We start from the raw sequence: 22,034 nt of genomic DNA, 5'->3' as shown, positions 1-22,034 counted from the left end.
AGGCATGCCGCCACCTCATACCATTACAACTGCTCCAGGCAGCTCGCCAGGTCGCTTCCTAGCTTGTCGAGCAAGCGCTCGTAGCCTTGCGCATTTACCGGATCGGTGCCGCCAAGCGCATCGAGCTCGGCCAGGCGCACCGGCAAACCGGCTGTCAGGGTTTCGGCCAGCCGAGGGCGCAAGGGCGGCTCGCTGAAGACACACGTCTTGCCCACTTCCTGCAGCCGCTTGCGCATGGCGGCCACGTGTTGAGCGCCGGGCTGCACTTCGGAGGCCACACTGAACACGCCAGTGTGCTTGAGGCCATATTCAGCTTCGAAATAATCGAAGGCCTCGTGGAACACGAAGTACGGCTTGCCGGCCACGCCTGCTACCCGTGCCTTGATACGGGCGTCGAGCGCGTCCAGGCGTTGGGTGAACGCCGCCAGGTTACGCTTGTAGCGGTCGGCATTGGCAGGGTCCGCGCTGGCGAGATCGGCGGCCATCTTTCCAGCGATCACCCGGGCGTTCACCGAAGACAACCACAAGTGCGCATCGAGGCTGCCCGGGCGGTGGTCATGGTCATGGTCGTCATGGTCTTCGTCATGGGAATGGCTGTCTTCACCGAAGTGACGCAGCTTCATGCCCGGCAGCGACTGTACCGCGACGGTCGGCTTGCTGCGGTTACCCAGCACCCTTGGCAGGAAGCCTTCCATGTCCGGGCCGATCCAGTACAGCAAATCCGCATCCGCGACCCTGCGCACGTCCGAGGGACGCAATGCGTAATGATGAGGCGAGGCGCCTGGCGGCAACAGCACTTCAGGGCTGCCGACACCGTCCTGCACAGCAGCGGCGATCTGTTGCAGTGGCTTGATGCTGGTCAGCACACGCACGTCGGCGTGGGCGGAAAATGCGATGAAAGCGACAAACAGGGTAAGGAATCGGGCCACGGTAGGTACTCGAATCGTCAGAAACAGGTAACATAATAACGTCTCCATCCAGAATCGTCGCTGCCCATGTCCATTACGCCGCTGGCCAACCGTCCCCATGACCATTCCCATTGCGTGCACAGCGCCCTGGCCGAAGCCGACGCCTTGTGCGCCCGTCAGGGTCTGCGCCTGACGGCGCTGCGTCGCCGGGTACTGGAACTGGTGTGGCAGAGCCACAAACCGCTGGGCGCCTACGACATCCTGGCGGTGCTCAGCGAACAGGATGGTCGTCGCGCGGCGCCGCCCACGGTGTACCGCGCGCTGGACTTCCTCCTGGAAAACGGCCTCGTGCACCGCATCGCCTCGCTGAACGCCTTCATCGGTTGTAGCCATCCCGAGCATTCGCACCAGGGGCAGTTTCTGATTTGCCGGCTGTGCCATATCGCCATTGAACTGGAGCAGGCGAGTATCAGCGATGCCATCGTCGGCAGCGCCAGGCACGTGGGTTTTACGGTCGAGAACCAGACCGTCGAAGTCGTGGGCGTGTGCAGCAACTGCAAGGACGCGGCATGAGCGACGCGCTGATCCGGCTGGAGCAGGTCGGCGTCACCTATGGCGGCGAGGCCGTGCTCGACAGCATTGACCTGGCAGTCGCGCCGGGCCAGATCGTCACCCTGATCGGGCCCAATGGGGCGGGCAAGACCACATTGGTCCGCGCCGTGCTGGGGCTGCTAAAGCCACACCGCGGCTCGGTATGGCGCAAACCCCGGCTGCGCATTGGCTACATGCCGCAAAAAATCCAGGTCGACGCCACGCTGCCATTGTCGGTGCTGCGCTTTCTGCGACTGGTGCCCGGCGTGGATCGCGTGGCGGCCCTGTCAGCGCTTCAGCAGGTCGGCGCCGAGCACGTGATCGACAGCCCGATCCAGACTGTGTCCGGGGGTGAAATGCAACGCGTGCTGCTGGCCCGTGCACTGCTGCGAGAGCCGCAGTTGCTGGTGCTGGACGAGCCGGTCCAAGGCGTTGACGTGGTAGGGCAGACCGAGCTTTACAACCTCATCACCCGACTGCGTGACCGCCTGGGTTGCGGCGTGTTGATGGTTTCCCACGACCTGCATCTGGTCATGAGTGCGACCGACCAAGTGGTGTGCCTGAACCGCCATGTGTGCTGCTGCGGTCATCCCGAGCAGGTCAGCGGTGACCCGGCATTCGTCGAACTGTTCGGCCAGACCGCACCGAGCCTGGCCATTTATCACCATCATCATGACCACAGCCACGACCTGCACGGTTCGGTGGTCGCCCCATCCCCCCATGTCCACGGAGCGCACTGCAAGCATGGCTGATTTTCTTCTCTACGCCCTGCTCGCTGGTCTGTCCCTCGCGCTGGTAGCTGGCCCTCTTGGCTCGTTCGTCGTCTGGCGGCGCATGGCCTATTTTGGCGACACCCTGTCCCATGCCGCCTTGCTGGGCGTGGCCCTGGGCTTCGTGCTGGATGTCAGCCCCACGTTGGCCGTCACCGTGGGCTGCCTGTTGCTGGCGATTCTGCTGGTGACCTTGCAGCAACGCCAGCCTCTGGCATCCGACACGCTACTGGGCATCCTGGCGCCCAGTACCTTGTCCCTGGGTCTGGTGGTGCTGAGCTTCATGCACGACGTGCGCATCGACCTGATGGCTTACCTGTTCGGGGATCTGCTGGCCATCAGCCCGACCGATCTTGCCTGGATCTTGGGCGGTAGCGCCCTGGTACTCGTACTGATCGCCGTCTTGTGGCGCCCTTTGCTCGCCGTCACCGTCCACGAAGAACTGGCAACGGTCGAAGGGCTACCGGTTTCAACCTTGCGCATGGCGCTGATGCTGCTCATTGCCGTGGTCATTGCGGTGGCCATGAAGATCGTCGGCGTCTTGCTGATCACTTCTTTATTGATCATTCCGGCGGCAGCTGTGCAACGGCATGCGCGCTCTCCGGAGCAGATGGCTGTAGGCGCCAGCGTCATAGGCGTAGTCGCGGTCTGCGGCGGGCTGGCTTTGTCATGGTTCAAGGACACCCCTGCCGGCCCATCCATTGTGGTGTGCGCTGCGGTGCTATTCTTGCTGAGTCTGGCCCTGCCCAAACGGTGAGCGAAAGGCTTACAAGGCCTGCCTTGCAACCTTCGGCGCAGTTAAGGGTCTGTAAGACCAGTTTTCGAGCGTGCGCACCTGGGTGTAGACTTGCTCGCTTTTTGCGCAAATAGAGAGCCGCAGGAATGAAGCCGTTTGCCTCCCGTTGTCTGCTTGTTGGCGTATTTTCCCTGTTCCTCGCCGCGTGCTCCCAAGCACCGGTCGAACAGGCCAACACGCCTGCCCAGCCTGATGCATGGCAGCAATTGCAACAAAATATCGCCAGCAACGAGCTGGCCACCGCAGAAGACCAACTGGTCTCCCTGCAAGCGCAGTCGCCTGGCGACGGCCGCATCGAACAATACCAGCGCGAGCTGGCCGAAGCTTACCTGCAACGCAGTCAGATCATGCTGCAGAAGGGTGACGTGAACGCGGCGGTCACAGCCTTGGCGCGCGCGCGCGCACTCATGCCACAGGCTCCGGCGGTTACTGGCGGTGATGCCGTTTCACAAGCGCGCAAGGCCGAGCTGGCCAAGGCCGAAGCCGCACTCAAGGCTGCCGAAGCCAAGCCCAGGGCTCGGGTGATCGACCCCAGTGCGCCCAGCACGGTCATTGCGTTGGAAACCACCAACATCCAAGCCATGCGCCAGCAACTCGATGACATTGCCGCCGACGTGGTCAACTATGGTTGCGATGTGGTGTTCCAGGTGCCACGCAGCGCGGATGCGCCGTGGCTGAAGACATTATTGGCCAAGCGTGTTCGCAAGATCGACAGCACCTTCGAGCTGAAACAGAAGCACGATATCCAGCGCGCGCTGCCTGCTCAGGTGGTGCTGGTTCCCCACCAGCGCTAAGCCAGTGAACAGGGGCTGCGAGGCAGCCCCTGATACACCGGGATTTAAGCAGGAACCGCTTCGGCAGCCGCTTCACGCTCCCACACGCGATGCCCTTCCACTGCCTTGACGAACGCGTCCATGGCCTTCTGGTCGTCGCCGGTCAGCAGACCTTTGTCTTCCTTCAGACCCAACGTTGCCAGCAGTTCCTGAGTCAGCACCATCGCCTTGAGGTGCTTGTAGCCCTCAAGCAGGAAGTGCTTGGCCAGGCCACTGGCCGCCATGGCATCGGTGGATGCCTTGCCAGCGGGTACGACGATGCCATCGAACATGATCGACGGCATACCTTCCATCGATGCATCCACCGGCAGTTGCGTACCGTCGGCGGCCTTCACAGGCGCGGAGGTCGGGCCCAGCAGCATGGGGCGAGCACTCTGCGCTTCCAGAGCCTTGACCATCTTGTCGACACTGGCAGCATCTACGCCGTTGGCGATCAGTACAGCGATCTTGCGACCCTTGATCCCAACCTTGCCCGGGTGGTTCATCTGGCTTAAGGCTGGCGATTTGGCCAGCTGGCTGCCCTTGACCTTGACGGTACCGGCTTTAGGGGCTGGCAGGCCTAGGTTTTCGGCCACGGCGGCTGCCAGCTTCAGGTCGATGTTGGCGAGAATTTCATTCACCTGGCGGGCGCGGATGTGCTCACGCTCGACCTTGCCCAATTCGAAGCTGTAGGCCTTGATGATGTGCTGCTGTTCGGTCGGGCTCATGCTCTGGAAGAACAGGCGCGCCTGGGAGAAGTGGTCACCGAACGAATCGCTGCGCTGGCGAATCTTGTGCGCATCGACGCGTTCCTGATAGGTCTCGAAACCACCATCGCGGGGGCCGGGCGGGGTTTCCTTCGGCCAGCCACCATCGATGGAATTGGGCTCGTAGGCGGCGCGGCCCTTGTGCACGATATGCTGGTGCATCGCGTCGCGCTGGTTGTTGTGGTTCGGCGCGACCGGGCGATTGATCGGGATCTGGTGGAAGTTCGGGCCACCCAGGCGGCTGATCTGGGTATCGGTGTAGGAGAACAGGCGACCTTGCAGCAACGGGTCATTGGTAAAGTCGATGCCCGGCACGATGTGGCCTGGGCAGAATGCAATCTGCTCGACCTCGGAGAAGAAGTTGTCCGGGTTGCGGTTGAGCACCATCTTGCCCAGTGGCGTGACCGGTACCAGCTCTTCGGGGATGATCTTGGTCGGGTCCAGCAGGTCGAAGTCGAACTTGTGCTCGTCGGCCTCAGGCACGATCTGCACGCCCAGTTCCCATTCCGGGTAATCGCCGGTTTCGATGGCTTCCCATAGGTCACGGCGGTGATAGTCGGTGTCCTTGCCCGCCAGCTTTTGCGCCTCGTCCCACAGTACGGAGTGCACGCCCTCGCTGGGCTTCCAGTGGAACTTGACGAAGTGGGCCACGCCTTCGGCGTTGACCAGGCGGAAGGTGTGCACGCCGAAGCCTTCCATCATGCGCAGGCTGCGCGGAATGGCACGGTCGGACATGGCCCAGACGACCATGTGCGCCGATTCAGGCACCAGCGAGACGAAGTCCCAGAAGGTGTCGTGAGCCGAACCGCCGGTAGGGATCTCATTGTGCGGCTCGGGCTTGACGGCGTGTACGAAGTCCGGGAACTTGATCGCGTCTTGGATGAAGAACACCGGCATGTTGTTGCCGACCAGGTCGAAGTTGCCTTCATCGGTGTAGAACTTCACGGCAAAGCCGCGCACGTCACGTACCGTGTCACCAGAGCCGCGCGGCCCCTGTACGGTGGAGAAGCGTACGAATACCGGGGTGATCTTTTCCGGGTCTTGCAGGAAGCCGGCCTTGGTCAGTTCGGCGTGGCAGCCATAGCTCTGGAAATAACCGTGGGCACCGGTGCCTCGTGCGTGGACGATACGCTCCGGGATGCGCTCATGGTCAAAATGGGTGATCTTCTCGCGCATGATGAAGTCTTCAAGCAGCGAGGGGCCGCGGTCGCCGGCCTTCAAGGTGTTCTGGTTGTCCGAGATGCGCACACCCTGGTTGGTGCGCAGCGCCTGCCCGGTGGCATCGCTGCGGTCTGCTTCCAGGCTCTGCAGCTTGGCATTGGTATTGGCCCGATCCGGGGTCTGGGTACCTGCGGCCTCGCTGTGCTTCGGCGCATCCTTGTTCTTGCTGGGCATGGTTGGCTTTCCTCATCAGTCTTCAGGCGCCCGATCGGGCTTGTCCAGCTAGTGACTCGGGCAGAGGCGCGAGCGTTCCATCGGGATGACCAGCTGTCGCCATATAGCGTTCAGATTGGTCAGAGGCAAAATAAATGCTAAGAACAGCGGTTATAAAAGGCTAAAATGCGGCCCCCAGCCCACCGCTGAATCAATTTCCATGCGCCCCACAAGGTTCGCTACGTGATCGAGTTCCAACAGGTACACAAGACTTACCGCGTTGCCGGTAGAGAAATTCCCGCACTGAATCCCACGACCCTGACGATCGAGGATGGCCAGGTGTTCGGCCTGATCGGCCATTCCGGGGCCGGCAAGAGCACCATGCTGCGCCTGATCAATCGCCTGGAAGAGCCTTCCGGCGGCAAGATCATTGTCGACGGTGAAGAAGTGACCGCATTCAATGCCACCCAATTGCGCGGCTTTCGCCAACAGGTCGGCATGATTTTCCAGCATTTCAACCTGCTGGCTTCCAAGACCGTTGCAGACAACGTCGCTCTGCCGCTCACCCTTGCTGGCCAATTGTCGCGCGCCGAGATTGACAAACGCGTGGTCGAGCTTCTGGCCCGGGTCGGTCTGTCGGACCATGCTCGCAAGTACCCTGCACAGTTGTCGGGCGGTCAGAAGCAGCGCGTCGGCATTGCCCGTGCCTTGTCGACCAACCCGAAGATCCTGTTGTGTGATGAGGCGACCAGCGCCCTGGACCCGCAGACCACCGCCTCGGTACTGCAGCTACTGGCCGAGATCAACCGGGAGCTGAAACTCACCATCGTGCTGATTACCCACGAAATGGACGTGATCCGCCGCGTCTGCGACCGGGTAGCAGTGATGGACGCCGGTCAGATCGTCGAGCAAGGCTCGGTGGCGGATGTGTTCCTGCACCCGCAGCACCCCACCACCAAGCGCTTCGTGCAGGAAGACGAGCACGTCGATGAAGGCGAACAGCGCGACGACTTCGCCCATGTGCCAGGCCGCATCGTACGCCTGACCTTCCAGGGCGAAGCCACCTACGCGCCGCTGCTGGGTACCGTTGCCCGTGAGACCGGCGTGGACTACAGCATCCTTGCCGGGCGTATCGATCGCATCAAGGACGTCCCCTACGGTCAGCTCACGCTCGCCCTGATTGGCGGCGACATGCAAGCGGCCTTTGCCCGCTTCAAGGCCGCGGATGTTCATATGGAGGTACTGCGTTGATGGACGCCTTGAGTTTCTTTGCCAACGTCGACTGGGCCGAAATCTGGCTGGCAACCGTCGATACCCTGATCATGCTGTTCGGCTCGCTGTTCTTCACCGTGCTGCTGGGCCTACCGCTGGGCGTGCTGCTGTTTCTGTGCGGTCCGCGCCAGATGTTCGAACAAAAGGGCGTGTACGCCTTGCTGTCGCTAGTGGTCAACGTGCTGCGTTCGCTGCCGTTCATCATCCTGTTGATCGTGATGATCCCCATCACCGTGCTGATCACCGGCACGTCGCTGGGCGTGGCGGGTGCGATTCCGCCCTTGGTAGTGGGTGCCACGCCATTCTTCGCCCGCCTGGTCGAAACCGCTCTGCGCGAAGTGGATCGCGGCATCATCGAAGCCACACAGTCCATGGGTGCCACCACGCGCCAGATCATCACCAGCGCCCTGTTGCCCGAGGCCCGGCCAGGGATCTTCGCCGCGATCACCGTCACGGCCATCACGCTGGTTTCCTATACCGCGATGGCCGGTGTCGTGGGTGCGGGTGGTCTGGGGGACCTGGCGATTCGTTTCGGCTACCAGCGTTTCCAGACTGACGTCATGGTCGTGACCGTGGTGCTGTTGCTGGTGCTGGTGCAGGTCCTGCAAAGTGTCGGCGACCGGCTGGTTGTGCATTTTTCCCGTAAGTAACCCCAATGGGGTCGGCTCGGCCGACCCGTTCGGGGGCCGTCGCGGCCCTCACAAGGAGTGATCAATGAAGAAGCTGCTTGCTGTCGCTGCCGCCATCGCGGCCTTCTCGGCCCAGGCCGATACCCTGACCGTCGCTGCTACGCCGGTACCCCACGCCGAGATCCTCAACGTGGTCAAGCCGCTGCTGGCCAAGGAAGGGGTAGAGCTGAAGGTGAAGGAATTCACCGACTACATCCAGCCAAACGTGCAGGTGGCGGAAAAGCGCCTCGACGCCAACTTCTTCCAGCACCAGCCTTACCTCGATGAGTTCAACAAGGCCAAGGGTACCGATCTGGTGAACGTGACTGGCGTGCACATCGAACCGCTGGGCGTTTATTCCACAAAGATCAAGAAGCTCGACGAACTCCCATCCGGCGCTACCGTGGTCATCCCCAACGATGCCACCAACGGTGGCCGTGCCCTGCTGCTGCTGGACAAGGCCGGCGTCATCAAGCTCAAGGACAACAGCAACATCCTCTCCACCGTGAAAGACGTTGCCGAGAACCCGAAGAACATCAAGTTCCGCGAACTAGAAGCGGCCACCATCCCGCGCGTGCTGACCCAGGTCGATGCCGCCCTGATCAACACCAACTATGCGCTGGAAGCCAAGTTGAACCCGGAAAAGGATGCGCTGGCCATTGAGGGCAGCGATTCGCCTTACGTGAATATCCTCGTCGCGCGTCCGGACAACAAGGACAGTGAAGACATGAAGAAGCTGGCAGCCGCCCTGCATTCGCCCGAGGTGAAGCAGTTCATCACCGAGAAATACAAAGGCGCTGTAGTACCCGCGTTCTGAGCCTGCACCCTGGGTCGCCAAGCGGCCCAGGGTGAGGTTGCCATTTGGAGCGTGACGCAAGCACGGGGGTCATGCGCCTGTGCTATCGCTCCAGAGGCCAGGTCCCGCGCAGGGCCCTGACAGATGCTCAGTCGCCCCGGACCAGACCGGGCAGGCGGGCCACCAACTTCTTGCTGTCGAACGGCGCACGAATGAAGCCACGCTGACGGCCGTCCGGGCCGACGATTGCCAGGTTGCCACTGTGGTCCACGGTGTAACCGGGCTTGCTGGTGTCGGCAGGGATGAAGGGGATGCTAAGCGCATTGGCCAGCTTCTGGGTATCTTCCACGGAACCGGCCAACCCCACGAAGTCCTTGTCGAAGTAACCCAGGTATTGCTTGAGCTGGTTCGGCGTGTCGCGGTTGGGGTCCACGCTCACCAATACCACCTGCAAGCGGTCCAGCGCCTGCTTGGGCAGTTCACTCTTTACCTGTCGCAGCTGCGCCAACGTGGTGGGGCAGATATCTGGGCAGTAGGTATAGCCAAAGAACAACAGCGACCACTTGCCTTTCAACTCATCCAGCTGCACCGGCTGGCCGTTCTGGTTGGTCATGGTCACGTCAGCCACCGTCCGGCTTTGCGGCAGCAGGATGATGCCGGCATCGATGAGCTCGGTAGCGCTCGGTGGGCGCTTGGCGTTGAGCACATTGTTGAGGATCAGGCCCATGATCACGACGATCAGGGCAGCGATGAGGAAGACGGCTTTCTGGGTTCGGGTCATGGGCTCGATAACAGGTTGAGGTCGACGATAACTGCAATGAACAGCGCACAAGGTAGGCGCTAGGGTACGCCATGCCGGCGTGCTACGCATGCGGCGCGGCGCCACGGTTTGCATTGGTCTTAATGGGCTGTGCGGGACGATTAGCACAGTGCACCCGGTTTTCATGAAATGAACTTCATCAACAGCCCAATGGCTCTAAATCGGTGTAATTGAAGGGGAACAGTCACGCAGGAAGCGCCATATATGCTGGATACGACAGGCATCGGATCCGTTTATAACAAATGGATCTTAACTTAATTGAATATCCAGCTAAGTTAGTGTCTTCCGTTTGAAACGATTTGTCCTTGGAGTTGTCATGAACATCGCTGCTGTACGCGAGCAGGTGAATCAAGCCCACCAACATGAAGGCCAGACCGGCCAGCTGAAAAAACGCCTCGCGCTGCAACTGCCGCACCTGCACCCTTCCATCCAATTGCCGGAGCAGGGTGCTCAGGACACGTTGGCGCGCTTTGTGGGTGCCTACATCGATCAAGTGCCGGAACTGCTTGAAGCGGCCCACGAGGTGGCGCGTGAAGCCGGTATTGAGTCGCAGATCAAGCCCGTACTGAAGATTGCCGAGGCCTACTTCCTGCAGCCGCCTAGCGTTATGCAAGGGCATGTCGGCCTGGACTGCCTGCTGGACGAGGCCTACCTGGCCCATCGCCTGGTGGAGGAGGTCAACGACCTGTATATCCGGCACTTCCAGCAGCCACTCATCCCCGTCGATACCACCGTTGCCAACCTGATCGCTCACCAGCTGATCGGCGAGGCGTTTGCCAATCAGCTCGATGAAGTGGTGCACCACTCGGTCGATGAAATGCTCGACGACGAGAGCTTCGCCGCAGAATCTGTGGAAGCCTACCGTGAAAAACTGAGCAGCCCCGAAACCGGCGCGGCCTGGAAGCGTTGGCCCTGCCTGTCACGTCAGCTGGGCGTGGAGCTCGGCCAGCCGGCCTGAGCATGGCCGGGCTGGCCAATCGTGCGATGGCCAGCCTGGGCCATAGCCCGAGGTCAGGCGCCCACGCCGGACGTGGTGCGTAACCGTCCTTCCACCCGTCGTTTCAAGCGCTTGTGCTCGACTCGAAGCTTGGAACCACTGGCCGCATTGCTGCGGCTCCAGTCTTCGAGCAATTCCAGACACGCGTGGTCGCTATAGCTGAGATTGCCCAGCGGCACATGCAACGTGGTGCCGGCGGGTACGCCGTCTAGCACCTTGGTCAGCGCCGGCACCTTGAGAAAGGTTGCCGCGCCGCTCAGGCGAAGTTCCATGTGCCCGGCCTTGGGCAGGTCCACCAGGCTGATCTTGAGGCGTGCGGCCTTGAAGGCGAGCTTGAGCAACGTCAGAGCAAAGCCCAACAAGACGCCCGTGAGCAGGTCGGTGAAGATGATCGCCAGGGCGGTAGCCGCATAGGTGAACATCGGCATCCGGCCATAACGCCCAAGGCCCCTGAAGGCTTTGAGATCGATCAGTTTTATCCCGGTAAACACCAGCACACCGGCCAGGCTCGCAATCGGAATCTGCTGCAGGATGCTGCTGAGCACGACCACGAACGCCAACAGCCACACGCCATGCAGAATCGCCGAAGCCCGGGTTTGTGCGCCGGCCTGAACGTTGGCCGAGCTACGCACGATCACGCCGGTCATGGGTAGCGCGCCCAGTATCCCGCACAGCATGTTGCCGATGCCTTGGGCCGACAGTTCCCGGTCGAAATCCGAACGCTGGCCACTGTGCATGCGGTCCACCGCTGCGGCAGACAACAAGGTTTCGGCGCTGGCGATGAATGCCAGTGCAAAGGCCGCCACCAGCAGGCCAGGGTCAGTCAGTTTCATCAGGTCATCGAAGCGAATCCAGTCGATGGCCTCGGACAAGTCCGCCGGTACCTCTACGCGGTTCACCGGCAGCGCCAGCCACAGGCTGATGGCAGTCAGGGCTGTCACGCCCAGCAACGCTCCCGGAATGAAGCGCAAGCGTTGTGGCCGCAATCGCTCCCAGCCCCACATGATGAGCATGGTGCCCAACCCCAATGCACCGGCCTGCCAACCCATGCCTGCGCTTTCCAGCGGCAACGCCCCAGCGACGGTTGCCGGGAACGCCAGCAGGTTCTGCATGCCCGACGGTTGAGGCGCGGTGTCGAACATCACATGGACTTGCGACAGCACGATCAGTACCCCGATACCCGCCAGCATGCCGTACACCACCGCCGGCGCCGTTACTCGGAACCAGCAGCCCAGGCGCAGGCGCCCGGCCAGCAACTGCAGCAAGCCTGCCAGAAGCAGAATCGGCCCGAGCATGGCCATGCCGTGCTGGCGCACCAGTTCGAAGACCAGCACCGCCAGCCCAGCTGCCGGTCCGCTGACCTGCAACGGGGAGCCGGCGAGAAAACCGACGACAATGCCGCCGATGATACCGGTGATCAGCCCCTTGGCCGGCGGCATGCCGGAGGCGATCGCAATGCCCATGCACAAGGGCAGGGCCACCAGAAAGACCACTACCGAGGCCAGCAACTCACGCGGCAGGGCCGCTTTCAGCTGTGTAATGTTCACCGTAATACTCCTTTCTCTATCGCACGGCCATTCCTCTGGCCGTGGGCACGTTTAGCCCCGACAGGCGCGCAGCAGCAGGCCGCCAGCGCAGCAGCCGGCACACCAGTCAGGGAATTCAGGGCAGCAGACGGCCACGCCACACCCCAACGGGGTGTAGCCGGCCATCAAGGTTCAGCGGTGGTCGGGTCGCTTAGTAGCGGCCTCTCGGCGTGGCGCAGGGCACTGGCTGGTCTGCCGACAGCGGCAGGAAGCTGTCGCTCAAGGCGTCGTAGGCTTCGATCTTGCTGGTCTCGATGTCGTACACCCAGCCATGGATATACAGCTCACCCGCGGCAAGACGCGAGGCGACGGAGGGGTGCGTACGCAGGTGATGCAGCTGGGCGATGACGTTTTCCTTGGTCAGCACCTGCATGTTCTCATGCTCGGTTTCGCACGAGCAGTTGTTCTCTACCACGGTGCGGGCTACTTCGGCATGACGCAGCCATGCGCTGACGGTCGGCATCTTGGCCAGCGACTGCGGGTTGAGCACGGCGCGCATGGCGCCGCAGTCGGAGTGGCCGCAGACGATGATGTGATGCACTTTCAACGCCATGACGGCGTACTCGATGGCGCTGGAAACGCCGCCGTTCATCTGTCCATAAGGGGGGACCACGTTACCGACGTTGCGGGTGACGAACAGATCGCCCGGCGAGCTCTGCGTGATCAGCTCCGGCACGATGCGCGAGTCGGCGCAGGTAATGAACATGGCGCGCGGCGTTTGCGCCGTGGCGAGTTTCTTGAACAGCTCTTGCTGCTCAGGAAAAACATCATGATGAAAGCGCAGGAAGCCGTCGACAATGTGCTTCAGGGCGGCATCGGCGCTTTCCGCAGGGACCTGCGGCACGACCTTGGATGGGTCCTTTACGGGCATGATTCATCCTCTTGACGGTGAGTAGGCAAATCCATTTTACCGGTGAAAGATTCTGGCAATGCTGGGATTTAGATGACAGGCATTGAGCATAAATCACAGTCGGTGTGGACTGATTTCCTACGCTAGCCGGGAAAACTTAACTGAAACTTAATTCGGAGGCTCTAGAACGGGCGTTCCAGATGATCAGGAGGGTGCTTCAATAGTAGCAAAAAAGCATCAATTGCCAAGTACCATGACTGCAATTATTTGCTTGGATTAGTGAGGCTGGGGATTAAACCCCCAGCGCTCAACGTGGCTCGCGCTGCCATACCAGCCAAGGCCTGACCACTTCGTTCACCTGCTTGCGCGGCAAGACCCCGAAATAGCGACCGTCGAACGACAAGCTGCTGTAGTCGGAGAGCAGAAGCACCTCGCTGTCCGCCAGGCGCAGGTGAGCCTGAGGCGGGCGTGGCATGCTCCGCCCACTGGGGTCCTTGGCCAGCGGCTGGCTGCGCACCTGCAACTGACCATTGACCCGCACGCCCGTCTCGGCAAAGTCCACCTCGTCGTCCGCCACGGCCACAAGGCGCTTGAGCATGTGCATGTAGCCGCCAGGGCATGATCCGCTGCCCAGGTAGCCACGGCTGTGGGCCAGATCGAACAGAGGTTGCTCGGGCGGGCAGAACATCACCAGGTCGCCTTTGGCCGGCGTCTTGTCGACTACCCAATAGATACCGGGCGGGAAACTACTGGTCACGTTGATCCTGGCGCCGCAGTGCAGCGCCAGGGGCAACAGCAGGAAACACAGGATCGCCACGGCGGCAGCCACGCTCAGCGGTCGTTTCATGCCGGGGTCGCAGTGTCCCGCAGGTCGATGGTGCGATCGCTCTCGCGCGGCGCAGGCACCTTGGCGCGGGCCAGGAAGATCGGGTCCTGGAAGTACAACGGCTGCTTGCCGTAGAACGCCGGGTAACCTGCACAGTACACCACCATGTCGCCGGCTTCCTGAATGTTGCCCTGGCTGTCCTTGCGCGGGCCAGGCATGCGCAGGGCTTCGTCGGTGGTGAGCAAGGGGCGCTGGACCTCCTGAATAGTGCGCGAAACCTGCCCGAGCAACGCACTGGAGCGGCGCCCGCTGGTGGTGATCTGCTCTTTCACGATGGTGGTCTGGCCTGTCAGCTTGGACAGATGCTCGGCGGTTTCCACGCGGTTAGGCGGGTAGGCGTTCTGGATATGGCAGTTGGAGGTGATGCTCTCGTTCTGCCCGTAGAATTCCTGCAACTGCGACAAGTCCTGGATGATCAGGTAGCACTTGATGCCGTAGCCGGCCACGAACGCCAACGACTCCTGCATGATGTCCAGCTTGCCCAGGCTTGGGAACTCATCGAGCATCATCAACAGGCGGTGCTTGTAGTGGACCTTGGGCCGGCCGTCCTCGAAGTCCATCTTGTCGGCCAGCAGCCGCACGATCATGTTCACCAGAATTCGCACCAGCGGGCGCAGGCGCGCCTTGTCGTTGGGCTGGGTGATGATGAACAGGCTGACCGGGTCATCGTGGTTCATCAGGTCGCGGATCTTGAACTCCGAGCGCGCCACGTTGCGGGCCACGATCGGGTCGCGGAACAGCGACAGGTAGGATTTGGCGGTAGAGAGCACCGAGCCGGCTTCCTCGGCCGGCCGATCGAGCATGTCACGCGCGGCAGAGCCCACCAGCGGGTGGTTTTCGCCGTCCAGGTGACCGTAATGGGTCATCTCTTCCCACAGCTCCGCAATGGGCCGGGACGGATCGGCCAGCATGGCATCGAGCATCGGCAGGCTGGCCACGCCCCCTTCATCCTGGGCGCGGTAGCACAGGTGCAGGATGCAGCCGACCAGCATGGCCTGCGAAGTCTTCTGCCAATGGTCGTTCAGGCCCTTGCCGTCAGGGTCGACGATCAGCGTGGCCAGGTTCTGTACATCCCCCACCTCGAACTCGGTGCCCAGGCGAATCTCTTCCAGCGGGTTCCAACCCACGCAGCCATTGGCGGTCGCCGGTTCGAAACGCAGCACACGGTTGCCCGCATGCTGCTGGCGCCACCCTGCGGTCAACGCCCACAGCTCACCCTTGAGGTCCGTGATCACAGCGCTGTGCTTCCACGACAGCAAGGTAGGAATCACCAGCCCCACGCCCTTACCACTGCGCGTGGGGGCAAAGGTGAGGATGTGTTCCGGCCCGTTGTGACGCAGGTAATGCAGCTTGTTGCGCTTATCGAGCCAGGCGCCGACGTACACGCCTTCATCGGCCAGCAAACCCGCGCTCTGGATGTCCTTGTGCCCACCCCAGCGCGCCGAACCGTGCAGGAAGGCGTTGGCCTGGACACTGTTGTTGGTGATCATGCGCACCACCACCACGGCAATCAGGCCAACCCCTGTGACCAGTACTCCGACGGAGCCTGCGGTCATCAGCGCGTCCTGCTGTTCGGTCGACCAGCGAGCGGCCCACACCAGGATCATCCAAGGGGCATAGACCCCGTTGAGGTTAGGCCCAAGGGCGGCGTGATAGTTGAACAGATAGGCGAAATATTGCGTGGCAGTGGCCAACCCGGCGAGCAGAAACGCCAGCGCCAGCAAAGCTTGCCAACGGCTGGCGCCGCCGCGTCTCTCGCCGCGAATTTGCGGCCCAACGGCGTTGTTGTGCTTCATGGATGGGCTCCGGAAAGGATGAAGTGAGTGGGAAAAAGGGCTGGAATCATGGCGATGGTGTCCGGCCACGGCTCAGCTCTTGGGTGAGGCTGCGGCGCTGTGTTTCGGTCAAGCTGCGCTCAGCCTGGCGTTGCAGGCTCCATTGCTCGACCAGCTCAGGTTGCTGGGCTCGTAACTGGCGCGCTGCCATTTCCTCGATACGAGGGGAGTACAGACCCATGCCATGGTGCAGGTCCTGCACCCGCTCCAGGCGTGCCTGCAACTGTTGCAGGCGTGCCTGGCAGCGCTGGTTCGCCTGTTCCCAGGCAGCACGCGTGGAGGGCAGGGCGATCATGCCTGGGCGTGAAGCCATGTTCTGCTGCAATTGCGCTTGCTGGCGATCGAGCATGTTCTCCAGCCGCTGTTCCAGCGCACCCGCCTGATCGGCTTTCTGCTCCACCAGTTCGCCAAGGGCCTGATCATAGCGGGCCTGCACCGAACTGCCCTGCAGCAGTGCAGCCTGCTCGGCTGCCAATGCCTGGACCTGCGCCTCGATCCCTTGGCCGGCATCATCGGCCGGCGGGTTGATGGGGGTGGGCATTTTCATCAAGCACTCCTCAAATCAGGAACAGGTAGCCGGCCTTGGCCATGGGGATACGGATCAGCCAAAGCGCCGCAAGGTGCAGGGGGTAATAGGCATAGAACAGCCAGCGCCACCGCGGCACGTTCAGTGACAGGCCGCGCGCCAGCAGCACGAGGGGCAGGGCAGCCATGGCCCAGGCATTGCCATTGATATAGGTAAGCGATGCCAACGAGAGCACTGCGCCCAATGCGGCTATCGGATTGGGACGGCGGACGAACCAGGTTGTACACAGCCCCAGCAGCACCGCCGGCCACCAGAACTCCACCAGTGCGCCACCCAGCACGCATACCATCAGCGCCACGAACCACGCCCAGCGTTGGCCTGCCAAGGCGCGCTCGCAGGCGGCCAGGGTGAGCGTAATCACCAGCAGGGTGAAGAGGATGTTCAAGGGGTAGTAGCCATACCACCACAGCCCGCCCAAGGCGATGAACGGCGGCGTGGCGAGCACGCCGAAGCCCAGCAGGCGCCAGGCGGTACGCCGGTGGCCGCCATTGGGCCAAGCCGTTGGGCGCGCCAGGTTGTAGCTCAGCACCATCACGAACAGCGGCATCGCGATACGGCCAGCTTCGAACAGGTAGGGAAGCGTCTCGTTGAACAGGTACTTGTTCACGTGATCGCCGGTCATCAACAGCAATGCCAGCCACTTCAACGCTTCGAGCGCACCGGTCTGGAATCGAATGCCCGGGGCTGCTACCTGATCGGCAGGGGCGGGGGTGCAATGCGTGCTGGTGAGTGTCATCTGCGCATCGCCTGGCCCAGTCCTGTTTCGAGGGAGAGTTTGGGTGTCATGTCGCGCGCGACCTCGCCAAGCCCCTTCTCGTTGACGATGGCCGTGCTTTTACCAATCTGGAAATTACGATTGGGGTCCACATCACGACGGTCGTGAATCACGAACTGATCGGAGCGCCCCACCTTCTGCAAGATGTGGTGATCATCCATGTCCACGACCATGCCACTGGTGGCAGAGCGGCCCTCTTGCCCAGCGTCGCGAATGCTGGCCCCAGGGTTTAGCGACTTAGCCTTTTCCTCCATTGCCTTGTGGGATTCACTACGTTGGCGGGCCTGAGTGTCTTCCTCGCCCGGGCGATTTTTCTGACCGGGTATGGGAACAGGTTGCAGGTTCAGGCTAGAGATGTAGGCCTGGTCGGGCCTGGACTGCGTCATTGCAGCCTTCATGGCTTGGCTCTGCGCCGTGGACTGCGCATTCAACTGCTTGAGCTGCTTATCGAAGAGGTCGTCGCCCATCTTGTCGACAGTTTGACTGACTTCGGGACGCTTACCCACGAATTCCGCAGCCCGGTTCTTGAGTTGATCGCCCGCTTTCTCGAACCATGTCCCGACCGTCTCCACGCCACGCTGGATCCGCGTTTTGCTCAGCGAGTCGTCGTTTTCAAAAATCACGCCTCGACCATTGGTCTCGTGATCGAACGGCCGAGTCTGGCGGTTGGAACTCAATACCGTGCCTCGCTCACCGATGAACGGCGTATTGTCCAGCACGGAGTATGAACCGTCCTCACCTTGCTTGAACGCCTCGTTGCCAGCCGTGAGCCGGGAATCGATCAACGCTTCCTGAACCTTTGCAGGGTCCTTGATGATGTCGTTGTAGCGGCCGACGCGTTGAAGATCCTCTGGCAACATGGGCTTAAGATCGAAGCCTGCGTCCTGAAGGCTGTTGTACATGTGGGCAAGTGGCCCCGCCGCCAGGTCATCATTTCTATACCCACCCCCAACCTGCGAATGCGCGCCAGGGTACTTCACTTCCTCGATCTTGGAGTTGTCATCATTGCGCAGCGCACTGGTCAACCGGAACGTACCGCGGTATTCGTTACTGGCCACCAGATGAGTGGTGGAGTCGACGTTCTTGCTGATTTCCAGGTTCTTGCCCAAGTGCTCGTCGGACAAGGCGTTCCCATAGGAAGCAACGGTATCGAAGATCGCCAACTTGTGAACGTGAGCTTGTCCGGGAGGAATCAGGTATTCGCCCGTGCTTTTGCCTTGGTCATCGAGCTTGGGCACACCACGATCGATGAACTCGTTGGCCAAGGCACGCGACTGGGCAGCACCACGGCTGAAACCGACGATGTTTACATCGACTTTCTGATCCGGGTATTTGTTATGGAACGCCACGATGGCGTTGTACGCCTGCTCAACCCGCTCCTGCCCGCCCAGGCCCGTCCCACCTTCCAGTGCCGAGCGAACGGACGTCTGTGCCTGACTGCCGACGCCGTCGAAGTACACCTTCTCGGACTGTCCCGTACGCAAGGTACTGTCGTACTGAGCGGGCGCGTGACCGGAGTTTCTGGCCAAGTTGGTACCTTGGGCATTATCCAGGTCGTACAGGCGAGCCACGTTCGTGTGCATGCCTTTAGGTTGGTCCAGGTCTTTGTTATTCCCGGTGCCATCAAAAAAGACCGAAAATCGCAGAGCGTCGCTCATGTCACGTCCCTATGCAGTTGTAAGGCTTGAGTGGTCGCGAGCCGGCGTGCATACCACGCCGGTACGCGGTCAGGCGTCTCGTTTGTTCAGCGTGATGATGAGATCACGAACTGCATCACCTGCCGCCCCGATGTAACCTTTGTAGAACTCCCTGCCCTGATGCAGTAATGGCGAACCGTCCATCGATTCTGCGGCCGCTTCGACGGTCGCAGAACCGTACTCTTCGCTCATCGCCTCGACACTGCGCGCTCGTGCGGCAGGATCGTCGTAGGGTTTCTGATACCAGCTCGACACTTGGTATTCGACGCCTTCACGTTCGAACTTTTCATTCATGCGCGCCGCCAGTGCGATCAACGACTCACGTATCAGCGTCGGGTCGATATCGTGCGCTTTCATGTACGCCTCAACGCGGACCTGAGCAGCTGCGATCAGGTCACCATGGGTGTAACCCTCCATGGGCGGGAAGACACCGTCGGGGAGCTTCATGCCAGGGGTGTAGGGGTGGTAGGTGTAGTCTTTATCAGCCATGGTTGGCTCCTTTGCGTGAACAGGGGAATTGATCAGCAGCGCTACCAGACTGGTAGTCAGTGCAAGGGCCACAAGGCCGATGCGTGAGGGTTGGTAGTGCCATCGAGGTCGTAGTTTCACAGGGTTCATCGTTGACTCCCGCCATAATGTTTTGATCTCAAAATGCTCTAAAGGCTGGCCATTTTTTTGACCCTTTGAGAGTGCCATACTAGTGCAAGTGTTCGAATGCCCTAGCGCCTCGCAAGCAGCATGCCTATTGCTCAACGACGTTTGAAACTTGGTGAATCATGAGTGATCCCCTCCATGACCGACGGCCTCAGCGGCCGATCCTCGTTACCTTTACTATGCAAAATTGCAGTGCTCCTGCCCACTTCAATCGTTTGACTGGGTTTTAGATCACGCCGATCATGAATGACAAAATTTTCTGACTGACCAACTTTCTGAAGAACGTGATAGTCGTCCATGGCGATCAGCATCCCACTGGTCGCTTTACGCTCAGTCTCTGAGGCTGCACTGACGATGGCAGATGGATTCATATCAACCGCTTTTTGCTCCATCACTTTAAAAGACTGGACACGTTGCGGGTCTTGCAAGAGCGGTTGATGATCTAACACATTGCGCAGAGGGGTCGGCACAGGCTTCAAATCAAGGCTCTCGATGTACGCAGCAGTAGGACGTGAAGTAGTGAGCTCACTTGATAATAACGACATCTGCTCCTGCGCAGTCACTGCTCGCTCTGTCTTAAGCAGCTCATAGACATCCTTACTTTCTTCGATAGCATCGCTCCGGGTATCCATCCCGATAAAGCGTGCAGCCGCAGCCAATACGTTTTTGCCAAGCTCCTTCAGGCTGGTACCCAGTTCTTCAAATAGCCGAGATGGAGCGCTGCGGCTGAGCCGATCACCCTGCTCAAAAATGACCAGCCTGCCAGCGGCTTCATGTTTAAACGGCTGATTTTGACGATCAAAAATATTCAACGTTCCCCTTTCCAAAGGAAAGGGTCGATTATTGATAGTTTTAAATGTGCCGTCTTCACCCAGTACGAACGCTCGGTCGCCGTGTTTTAGGCGTGAATCAATCAGCGCGCGCTGAACGTTTTGCGGATCTTCGATAAGCTCGTTATATTGCGCAACACGCTGCACATCTTCATGTTGCATCGGGTTTAGCTCAATGCCTGCAGTACCCAAGCGCTCATACATTAGTGCCAGTGGACCGGCTGCCAGCACGTCATTTCGATAGCCTCCGCCAACCTGAGAGTGTGCACCTGCAAACCTGATTTCTTCAATATTCGCGTTGTCATCTCTGCGCAGCGCACTGGTCAATCTGAACGTGTCACGGTATTCATTCATGGCCACCAAATGGGTCGTCGAATCAACATTTTTGTTGATCTCCAAGTTCTTACCCAAATGAGTATCCGTATTGGGCAACCCATCGGTAGCCACCGTATCGAATATCCCTAATTTATTGACGTGAGCCTGACCCGGGGCTATTAAAAACTCACCCGTACGCTTACCTTGCTCATCAAGTTTTGGCACACCATTCTGGATGAATTTGTTAGCCAAGCTTCTTGCCTGAGAGGCGCCGCGGCTAAACCCCACGATATTAACGTTTATAGAATCATCCGGATACTTATTATGAAAAGCGACCAATACATCGTAAGCTTGGTCAATCCGTCCTTGAGCACCAAGGCCGGTGGCGCCCTCGATAATGGACCTTCCGGATGTCTGGCGCTGACTGCCAACTCCATCGAAATAAATCTTCTCGGATTCGCCTGATCGGTCATGGGTGTCATAGTGTCTTGGTGCACGCCCCGAATTACGGGCGAGGTTGGTGCCTTTGGCCGTGTCGAGCTCAAAAAGGCGCGCTACGTTGGTTTGGATACCCTTGGCAGCGCCCAAGTCCTTATTATTTCCAGTGCCATCGAAATAAATCGTAATACGCTTGGCGTCGCCCATCTTATATCCCTATAACGTTCGAAGTCCCTTTCAAAATGATGACGACTTGCAGCCCGATTTAGAGGTCTATTTTTCCAAACTGGCGATTAAATCATGAACACCATCACCAGCATTGCTAATGTATTCGCGAATGAACTCCCAATCCTTATCTAGTAACGGAGAGCCTCTGAGCGATTCGGTGGTGGCGCGTACCGCAAGCGCGCCAAAAGTCTCCGCCATGTCGGCAACGCTTCGACCACGATCTGCAGGATCCGCATAAGGTTTTTGGTACCACGTGGAGATCTGGTACTCGACATTCTGGGCTTCAAAAGCTTGCTTGAGGTATTTCCCCATGGCAAACAGCGATTCCTTGACTAGCGTCGGATCGATTCCACCATTGTTGAGCACTGTTTCCGCACGGACTGCGGCCGCGCCTATCAAGTCCTCGTGGGTATATCCTTGCATGGGTGGGAATACACCCTCTGGCAGCTTCATACCCGGTGTGTATGGCTGGTAGTGCTCCTGATTGTCGTTCATGAAAAGCTCCTTGGCTTGAAGTGGCATAGAAAGGCCTTGCAGCAGCAGTAACGCACCCAGAACGAGGGGAACGAGCAAGCTCCGTTTTGGACAACGCCAGCGGTGTAGGGTAGCGTCAATTCCAGCGGCAGAAGCCGTGACACTCAAATGTTCGTTTTTTTCCATCTCAGCTTTTTACCTTAGTCTCAGGTAGGCCTCATTGATCACGTGATACGCTGCCAGCCGCTTGGTTGATTGAAGAATACTGAGTATTTTTCGGCTCAGGGCCATCACCTTGATGTTCATCAA

21 protein-coding genes are annotated in these 22,034 nt (G+C 60.1%); 8 read left to right on the top strand and 13 right to left on the bottom strand.

The annotated features are described in order from the left end of the window. Window positions 1–23: 23 nt before the first annotated feature. Window positions 24–977 carry a zinc ABC transporter substrate-binding protein gene (locus FS777_RS05375; protein ID WP_230379073.1) on the bottom strand — a complete coding sequence of 318 codons (954 nt, stop codon included), beginning with the start codon at window positions 975–977 and terminating at the stop codon, window positions 24–26. A gap of 18 nt (window positions 978–995) precedes the next feature. Here FS777_RS05375 and zur point away from each other — a divergent pair, with 18 nt between their 5' ends. The 4 genes from zur to FS777_RS05355 all read left to right on the top strand — a co-directional run bounded on the left by zur (window position 996) and on the right by FS777_RS05355 (window position 3,859). Then, window positions 996–1,481, top strand: coding sequence for a zinc uptake transcriptional repressor Zur (gene zur, locus FS777_RS05370; protein ID WP_058603684.1), 486 nt, complete (start codon window positions 996–998; stop codon window positions 1,479–1,481). Continuing rightward, the gene (znuC, locus tag FS777_RS05365; RefSeq protein ID WP_145254234.1) at window positions 1,478–2,251 is read left to right on the top strand and encodes a zinc ABC transporter ATP-binding protein ZnuC; all 774 of its coding nucleotides are present in this window, start codon (window positions 1,478–1,480) and stop codon (window positions 2,249–2,251) included. The genes zur and znuC overlap by 4 nt, the downstream gene beginning before the upstream one ends. Beyond that, a complete protein-coding gene (gene znuB / locus FS777_RS05360; protein ID WP_145254231.1) occupies window positions 2,244–3,026 on the top strand; it encodes a zinc ABC transporter permease subunit ZnuB in 783 nt (260 codons plus the stop codon). Before znuC ends, znuB begins: the two co-directional genes overlap by 8 nt. Window positions 3,027–3,151: 125 nt before the next feature. Then, on the top strand, window positions 3,152–3,859 hold the full coding sequence (locus tag FS777_RS05355) for a PA5502 family lipoprotein (RefSeq protein WP_058638714.1): 708 nt from the start codon (window positions 3,152–3,154) through the stop codon (window positions 3,857–3,859). A gap of 44 nt (window positions 3,860–3,903) precedes the next feature. Here FS777_RS05355 and katE read toward each other — a convergent pair whose 3' ends face one another. Continuing rightward, window positions 3,904–6,039 carry a catalase HPII gene (gene katE, locus FS777_RS05350; protein WP_058638715.1) on the bottom strand — a complete coding sequence of 712 codons (2,136 nt, stop codon included), beginning with the start codon at window positions 6,037–6,039 and terminating at the stop codon, window positions 3,904–3,906. Window positions 6,040–6,261: 222 nt separating this feature from the next. Here katE and FS777_RS05345 point away from each other — a divergent pair, with 222 nt between their 5' ends. The 3 genes from FS777_RS05345 (at window position 6,262) to FS777_RS05335 (ending at window position 8,775) form a co-directional block, all read left to right on the top strand. Continuing rightward, entirely contained in the window at window positions 6,262–7,269 is a 1,008-nt protein-coding gene (locus FS777_RS05345) for a methionine ABC transporter ATP-binding protein (protein ID WP_058638716.1), read from the top strand. Next, window positions 7,269–7,940 (top strand): methionine ABC transporter permease, encoded by a 672-nt coding sequence (locus FS777_RS05340; RefSeq protein WP_058603678.1) that lies wholly within the window; start codon window positions 7,269–7,271, stop codon window positions 7,938–7,940. The genes FS777_RS05345 and FS777_RS05340 overlap by 1 nt, the downstream gene beginning before the upstream one ends. Before the next feature lie 64 nt (window positions 7,941–8,004). Then, on the top strand, window positions 8,005–8,775 hold the full coding sequence (locus FS777_RS05335; protein WP_058638717.1) for a MetQ/NlpA family ABC transporter substrate-binding protein: 771 nt from the start codon (window positions 8,005–8,007) through the stop codon (window positions 8,773–8,775). 127 nt (window positions 8,776–8,902) lie between these two features. On the opposite strand, the gene FS777_RS05330 is transcribed toward FS777_RS05335, so the two are convergent. Next, window positions 8,903–9,535: an SCO family protein gene (locus tag FS777_RS05330; RefSeq protein ID WP_058638718.1), complete on the bottom strand. Its 633-nt coding sequence runs from the start codon at window positions 9,533–9,535 to the stop codon at window positions 8,903–8,905. A gap of 355 nt (window positions 9,536–9,890) precedes the next feature. On the opposite strand from FS777_RS05330, the gene FS777_RS05325 reads away from it, so the two are divergent. Next, entirely contained in the window at window positions 9,891–10,532 is a 642-nt protein-coding gene (locus FS777_RS05325) for a hypothetical protein (RefSeq protein WP_058638719.1), read from the top strand. Window positions 10,533–10,585: 53 nt separating this feature from the next. On the opposite strand, the gene FS777_RS05320 is transcribed toward FS777_RS05325, so the two are convergent. The 10 genes from FS777_RS05320 to FS777_RS05275 form a co-directional block, all read right to left on the bottom strand. Next, window positions 10,586–12,118 carry a SulP family inorganic anion transporter gene (locus tag FS777_RS05320; RefSeq protein WP_145254229.1) on the bottom strand — a complete coding sequence of 511 codons (1,533 nt, stop codon included), beginning with the start codon at window positions 12,116–12,118 and terminating at the stop codon, window positions 10,586–10,588. Window positions 12,119–12,308: 190 nt separating this feature from the next. After that, on the bottom strand, window positions 12,309–13,028 hold the full coding sequence (locus FS777_RS05315; RefSeq protein WP_058603673.1) for a carbonic anhydrase: 720 nt from the start codon (window positions 13,026–13,028) through the stop codon (window positions 12,309–12,311). A 286-nt stretch (window positions 13,029–13,314) separates the two neighbouring features. Then, on the bottom strand, window positions 13,315–13,854 hold the full coding sequence (traF, locus tag FS777_RS05310; protein WP_058603672.1) for a conjugative transfer signal peptidase TraF: 540 nt from the start codon (window positions 13,852–13,854) through the stop codon (window positions 13,315–13,317). After that, complete coding sequence (locus FS777_RS05305; RefSeq protein WP_145254226.1) at window positions 13,851–15,689, bottom strand: type IV secretory system conjugative DNA transfer family protein; 1,839 nt, start codon at window positions 15,687–15,689, stop codon at window positions 13,851–13,853. The genes traF and FS777_RS05305 overlap by 4 nt, the downstream gene beginning before the upstream one ends. A 46-nt stretch (window positions 15,690–15,735) precedes the next feature. Further along, on the bottom strand, window positions 15,736–16,275 hold the full coding sequence (locus tag FS777_RS05300) for an IncP plasmid survival protein KfrC family protein (protein WP_058638721.1): 540 nt from the start codon (window positions 16,273–16,275) through the stop codon (window positions 15,736–15,738). 10 nt (window positions 16,276–16,285) lie between these two features. Next, window positions 16,286–17,050, bottom strand: a complete 765-nt coding sequence (locus tag FS777_RS05295) for a TraX family protein (protein WP_058638722.1) — start codon at window positions 17,048–17,050, stop codon at window positions 16,286–16,288. Continuing rightward, window positions 17,047–18,747 (bottom strand): DUF2235 domain-containing protein, encoded by a 1,701-nt coding sequence (locus FS777_RS05290; RefSeq protein WP_145254223.1) that lies wholly within the window; start codon window positions 18,745–18,747, stop codon window positions 17,047–17,049. Before FS777_RS05290 ends, FS777_RS05295 begins: the two co-directional genes overlap by 4 nt. Window positions 18,748–18,816: 69 nt before the next feature. Beyond that, window positions 18,817–19,275, bottom strand: coding sequence for a hypothetical protein (locus tag FS777_RS05285; protein ID WP_058638724.1), 459 nt, complete (start codon window positions 19,273–19,275; stop codon window positions 18,817–18,819). Between the two features lie 260 nt (window positions 19,276–19,535). Next, window positions 19,536–21,230 (bottom strand): DUF2235 domain-containing protein, encoded by a 1,695-nt coding sequence (locus FS777_RS05280; RefSeq protein WP_145254220.1) that lies wholly within the window; start codon window positions 21,228–21,230, stop codon window positions 19,536–19,538. Window positions 21,231–21,296: 66 nt separating this feature from the next. Beyond that, on the bottom strand, window positions 21,297–21,746 hold the full coding sequence (locus FS777_RS05275) for a hypothetical protein (protein ID WP_058638726.1): 450 nt from the start codon (window positions 21,744–21,746) through the stop codon (window positions 21,297–21,299). Window positions 21,747–22,034 lie beyond the last annotated feature (288 nt).

This window comes from Pseudomonas sp. DE0157 (assembly GCF_007678615.1).
Taxonomy (GTDB): Bacteria; Pseudomonadota; Gammaproteobacteria; order Pseudomonadales; family Pseudomonadaceae; genus Aquipseudomonas; species Aquipseudomonas parafulva_B.
This window is presented reverse-complemented; position numbering and strand designations above follow the sequence as displayed.

Coding starts and splice junctions, on each gene's coding strand:
- FS777_RS05375 (WP_230379073.1), bottom strand. CDS start 977: ATGGAGACGTTATTATGTTACCTGTTTCTGACGATTCGAGTACCTACC.
- zur (WP_058603684.1), top strand. CDS start 996: ATGTCCATTACGCCGCTGGCCAACCGTCCCCATGACCATTCCCATTGC.
- znuC (WP_145254234.1), top strand. CDS start 1,478: ATGAGCGACGCGCTGATCCGGCTGGAGCAGGTCGGCGTCACCTATGGC.
- znuB (WP_145254231.1), top strand. CDS start 2,244: ATGGCTGATTTTCTTCTCTACGCCCTGCTCGCTGGTCTGTCCCTCGCG.
- FS777_RS05355 (WP_058638714.1), top strand. CDS start 3,152: ATGAAGCCGTTTGCCTCCCGTTGTCTGCTTGTTGGCGTATTTTCCCTG.
- katE (WP_058638715.1), bottom strand. CDS start 6,039: ATGCCCAGCAAGAACAAGGATGCGCCGAAGCACAGCGAGGCCGCAGGT.
- FS777_RS05340 (WP_058603678.1), top strand. CDS start 7,269: ATGGACGCCTTGAGTTTCTTTGCCAACGTCGACTGGGCCGAAATCTGG.
- FS777_RS05335 (WP_058638717.1), top strand. CDS start 8,005: ATGAAGAAGCTGCTTGCTGTCGCTGCCGCCATCGCGGCCTTCTCGGCC.
- FS777_RS05330 (WP_058638718.1), bottom strand. CDS start 9,535: ATGACCCGAACCCAGAAAGCCGTCTTCCTCATCGCTGCCCTGATCGTC.
- FS777_RS05325 (WP_058638719.1), top strand. CDS start 9,891: ATGAACATCGCTGCTGTACGCGAGCAGGTGAATCAAGCCCACCAACAT.
- FS777_RS05315 (WP_058603673.1), bottom strand. CDS start 13,028: ATGCCCGTAAAGGACCCATCCAAGGTCGTGCCGCAGGTCCCTGCGGAA.
- traF (WP_058603672.1), bottom strand. CDS start 13,854: ATGAAACGACCGCTGAGCGTGGCTGCCGCCGTGGCGATCCTGTGTTTC.
- FS777_RS05305 (WP_145254226.1), bottom strand. CDS start 15,689: ATGAAGCACAACAACGCCGTTGGGCCGCAAATTCGCGGCGAGAGACGC.
- FS777_RS05300 (WP_058638721.1), bottom strand. CDS start 16,275: ATGAAAATGCCCACCCCCATCAACCCGCCGGCCGATGATGCCGGCCAA.
- FS777_RS05295 (WP_058638722.1), bottom strand. CDS start 17,050: ATGACACTCACCAGCACGCATTGCACCCCCGCCCCTGCCGATCAGGTA.
- FS777_RS05290 (WP_145254223.1), bottom strand. CDS start 18,747: ATGAGCGACGCTCTGCGATTTTCGGTCTTTTTTGATGGCACCGGGAAT.
- FS777_RS05285 (WP_058638724.1), bottom strand. CDS start 19,275: ATGGCTGATAAAGACTACACCTACCACCCCTACACCCCTGGCATGAAG.
- FS777_RS05280 (WP_145254220.1), bottom strand. CDS start 21,230: ATGGGCGACGCCAAGCGTATTACGATTTATTTCGATGGCACTGGAAAT.
- FS777_RS05275 (WP_058638726.1), bottom strand. CDS start 21,746: ATGAACGACAATCAGGAGCACTACCAGCCATACACACCGGGTATGAAG.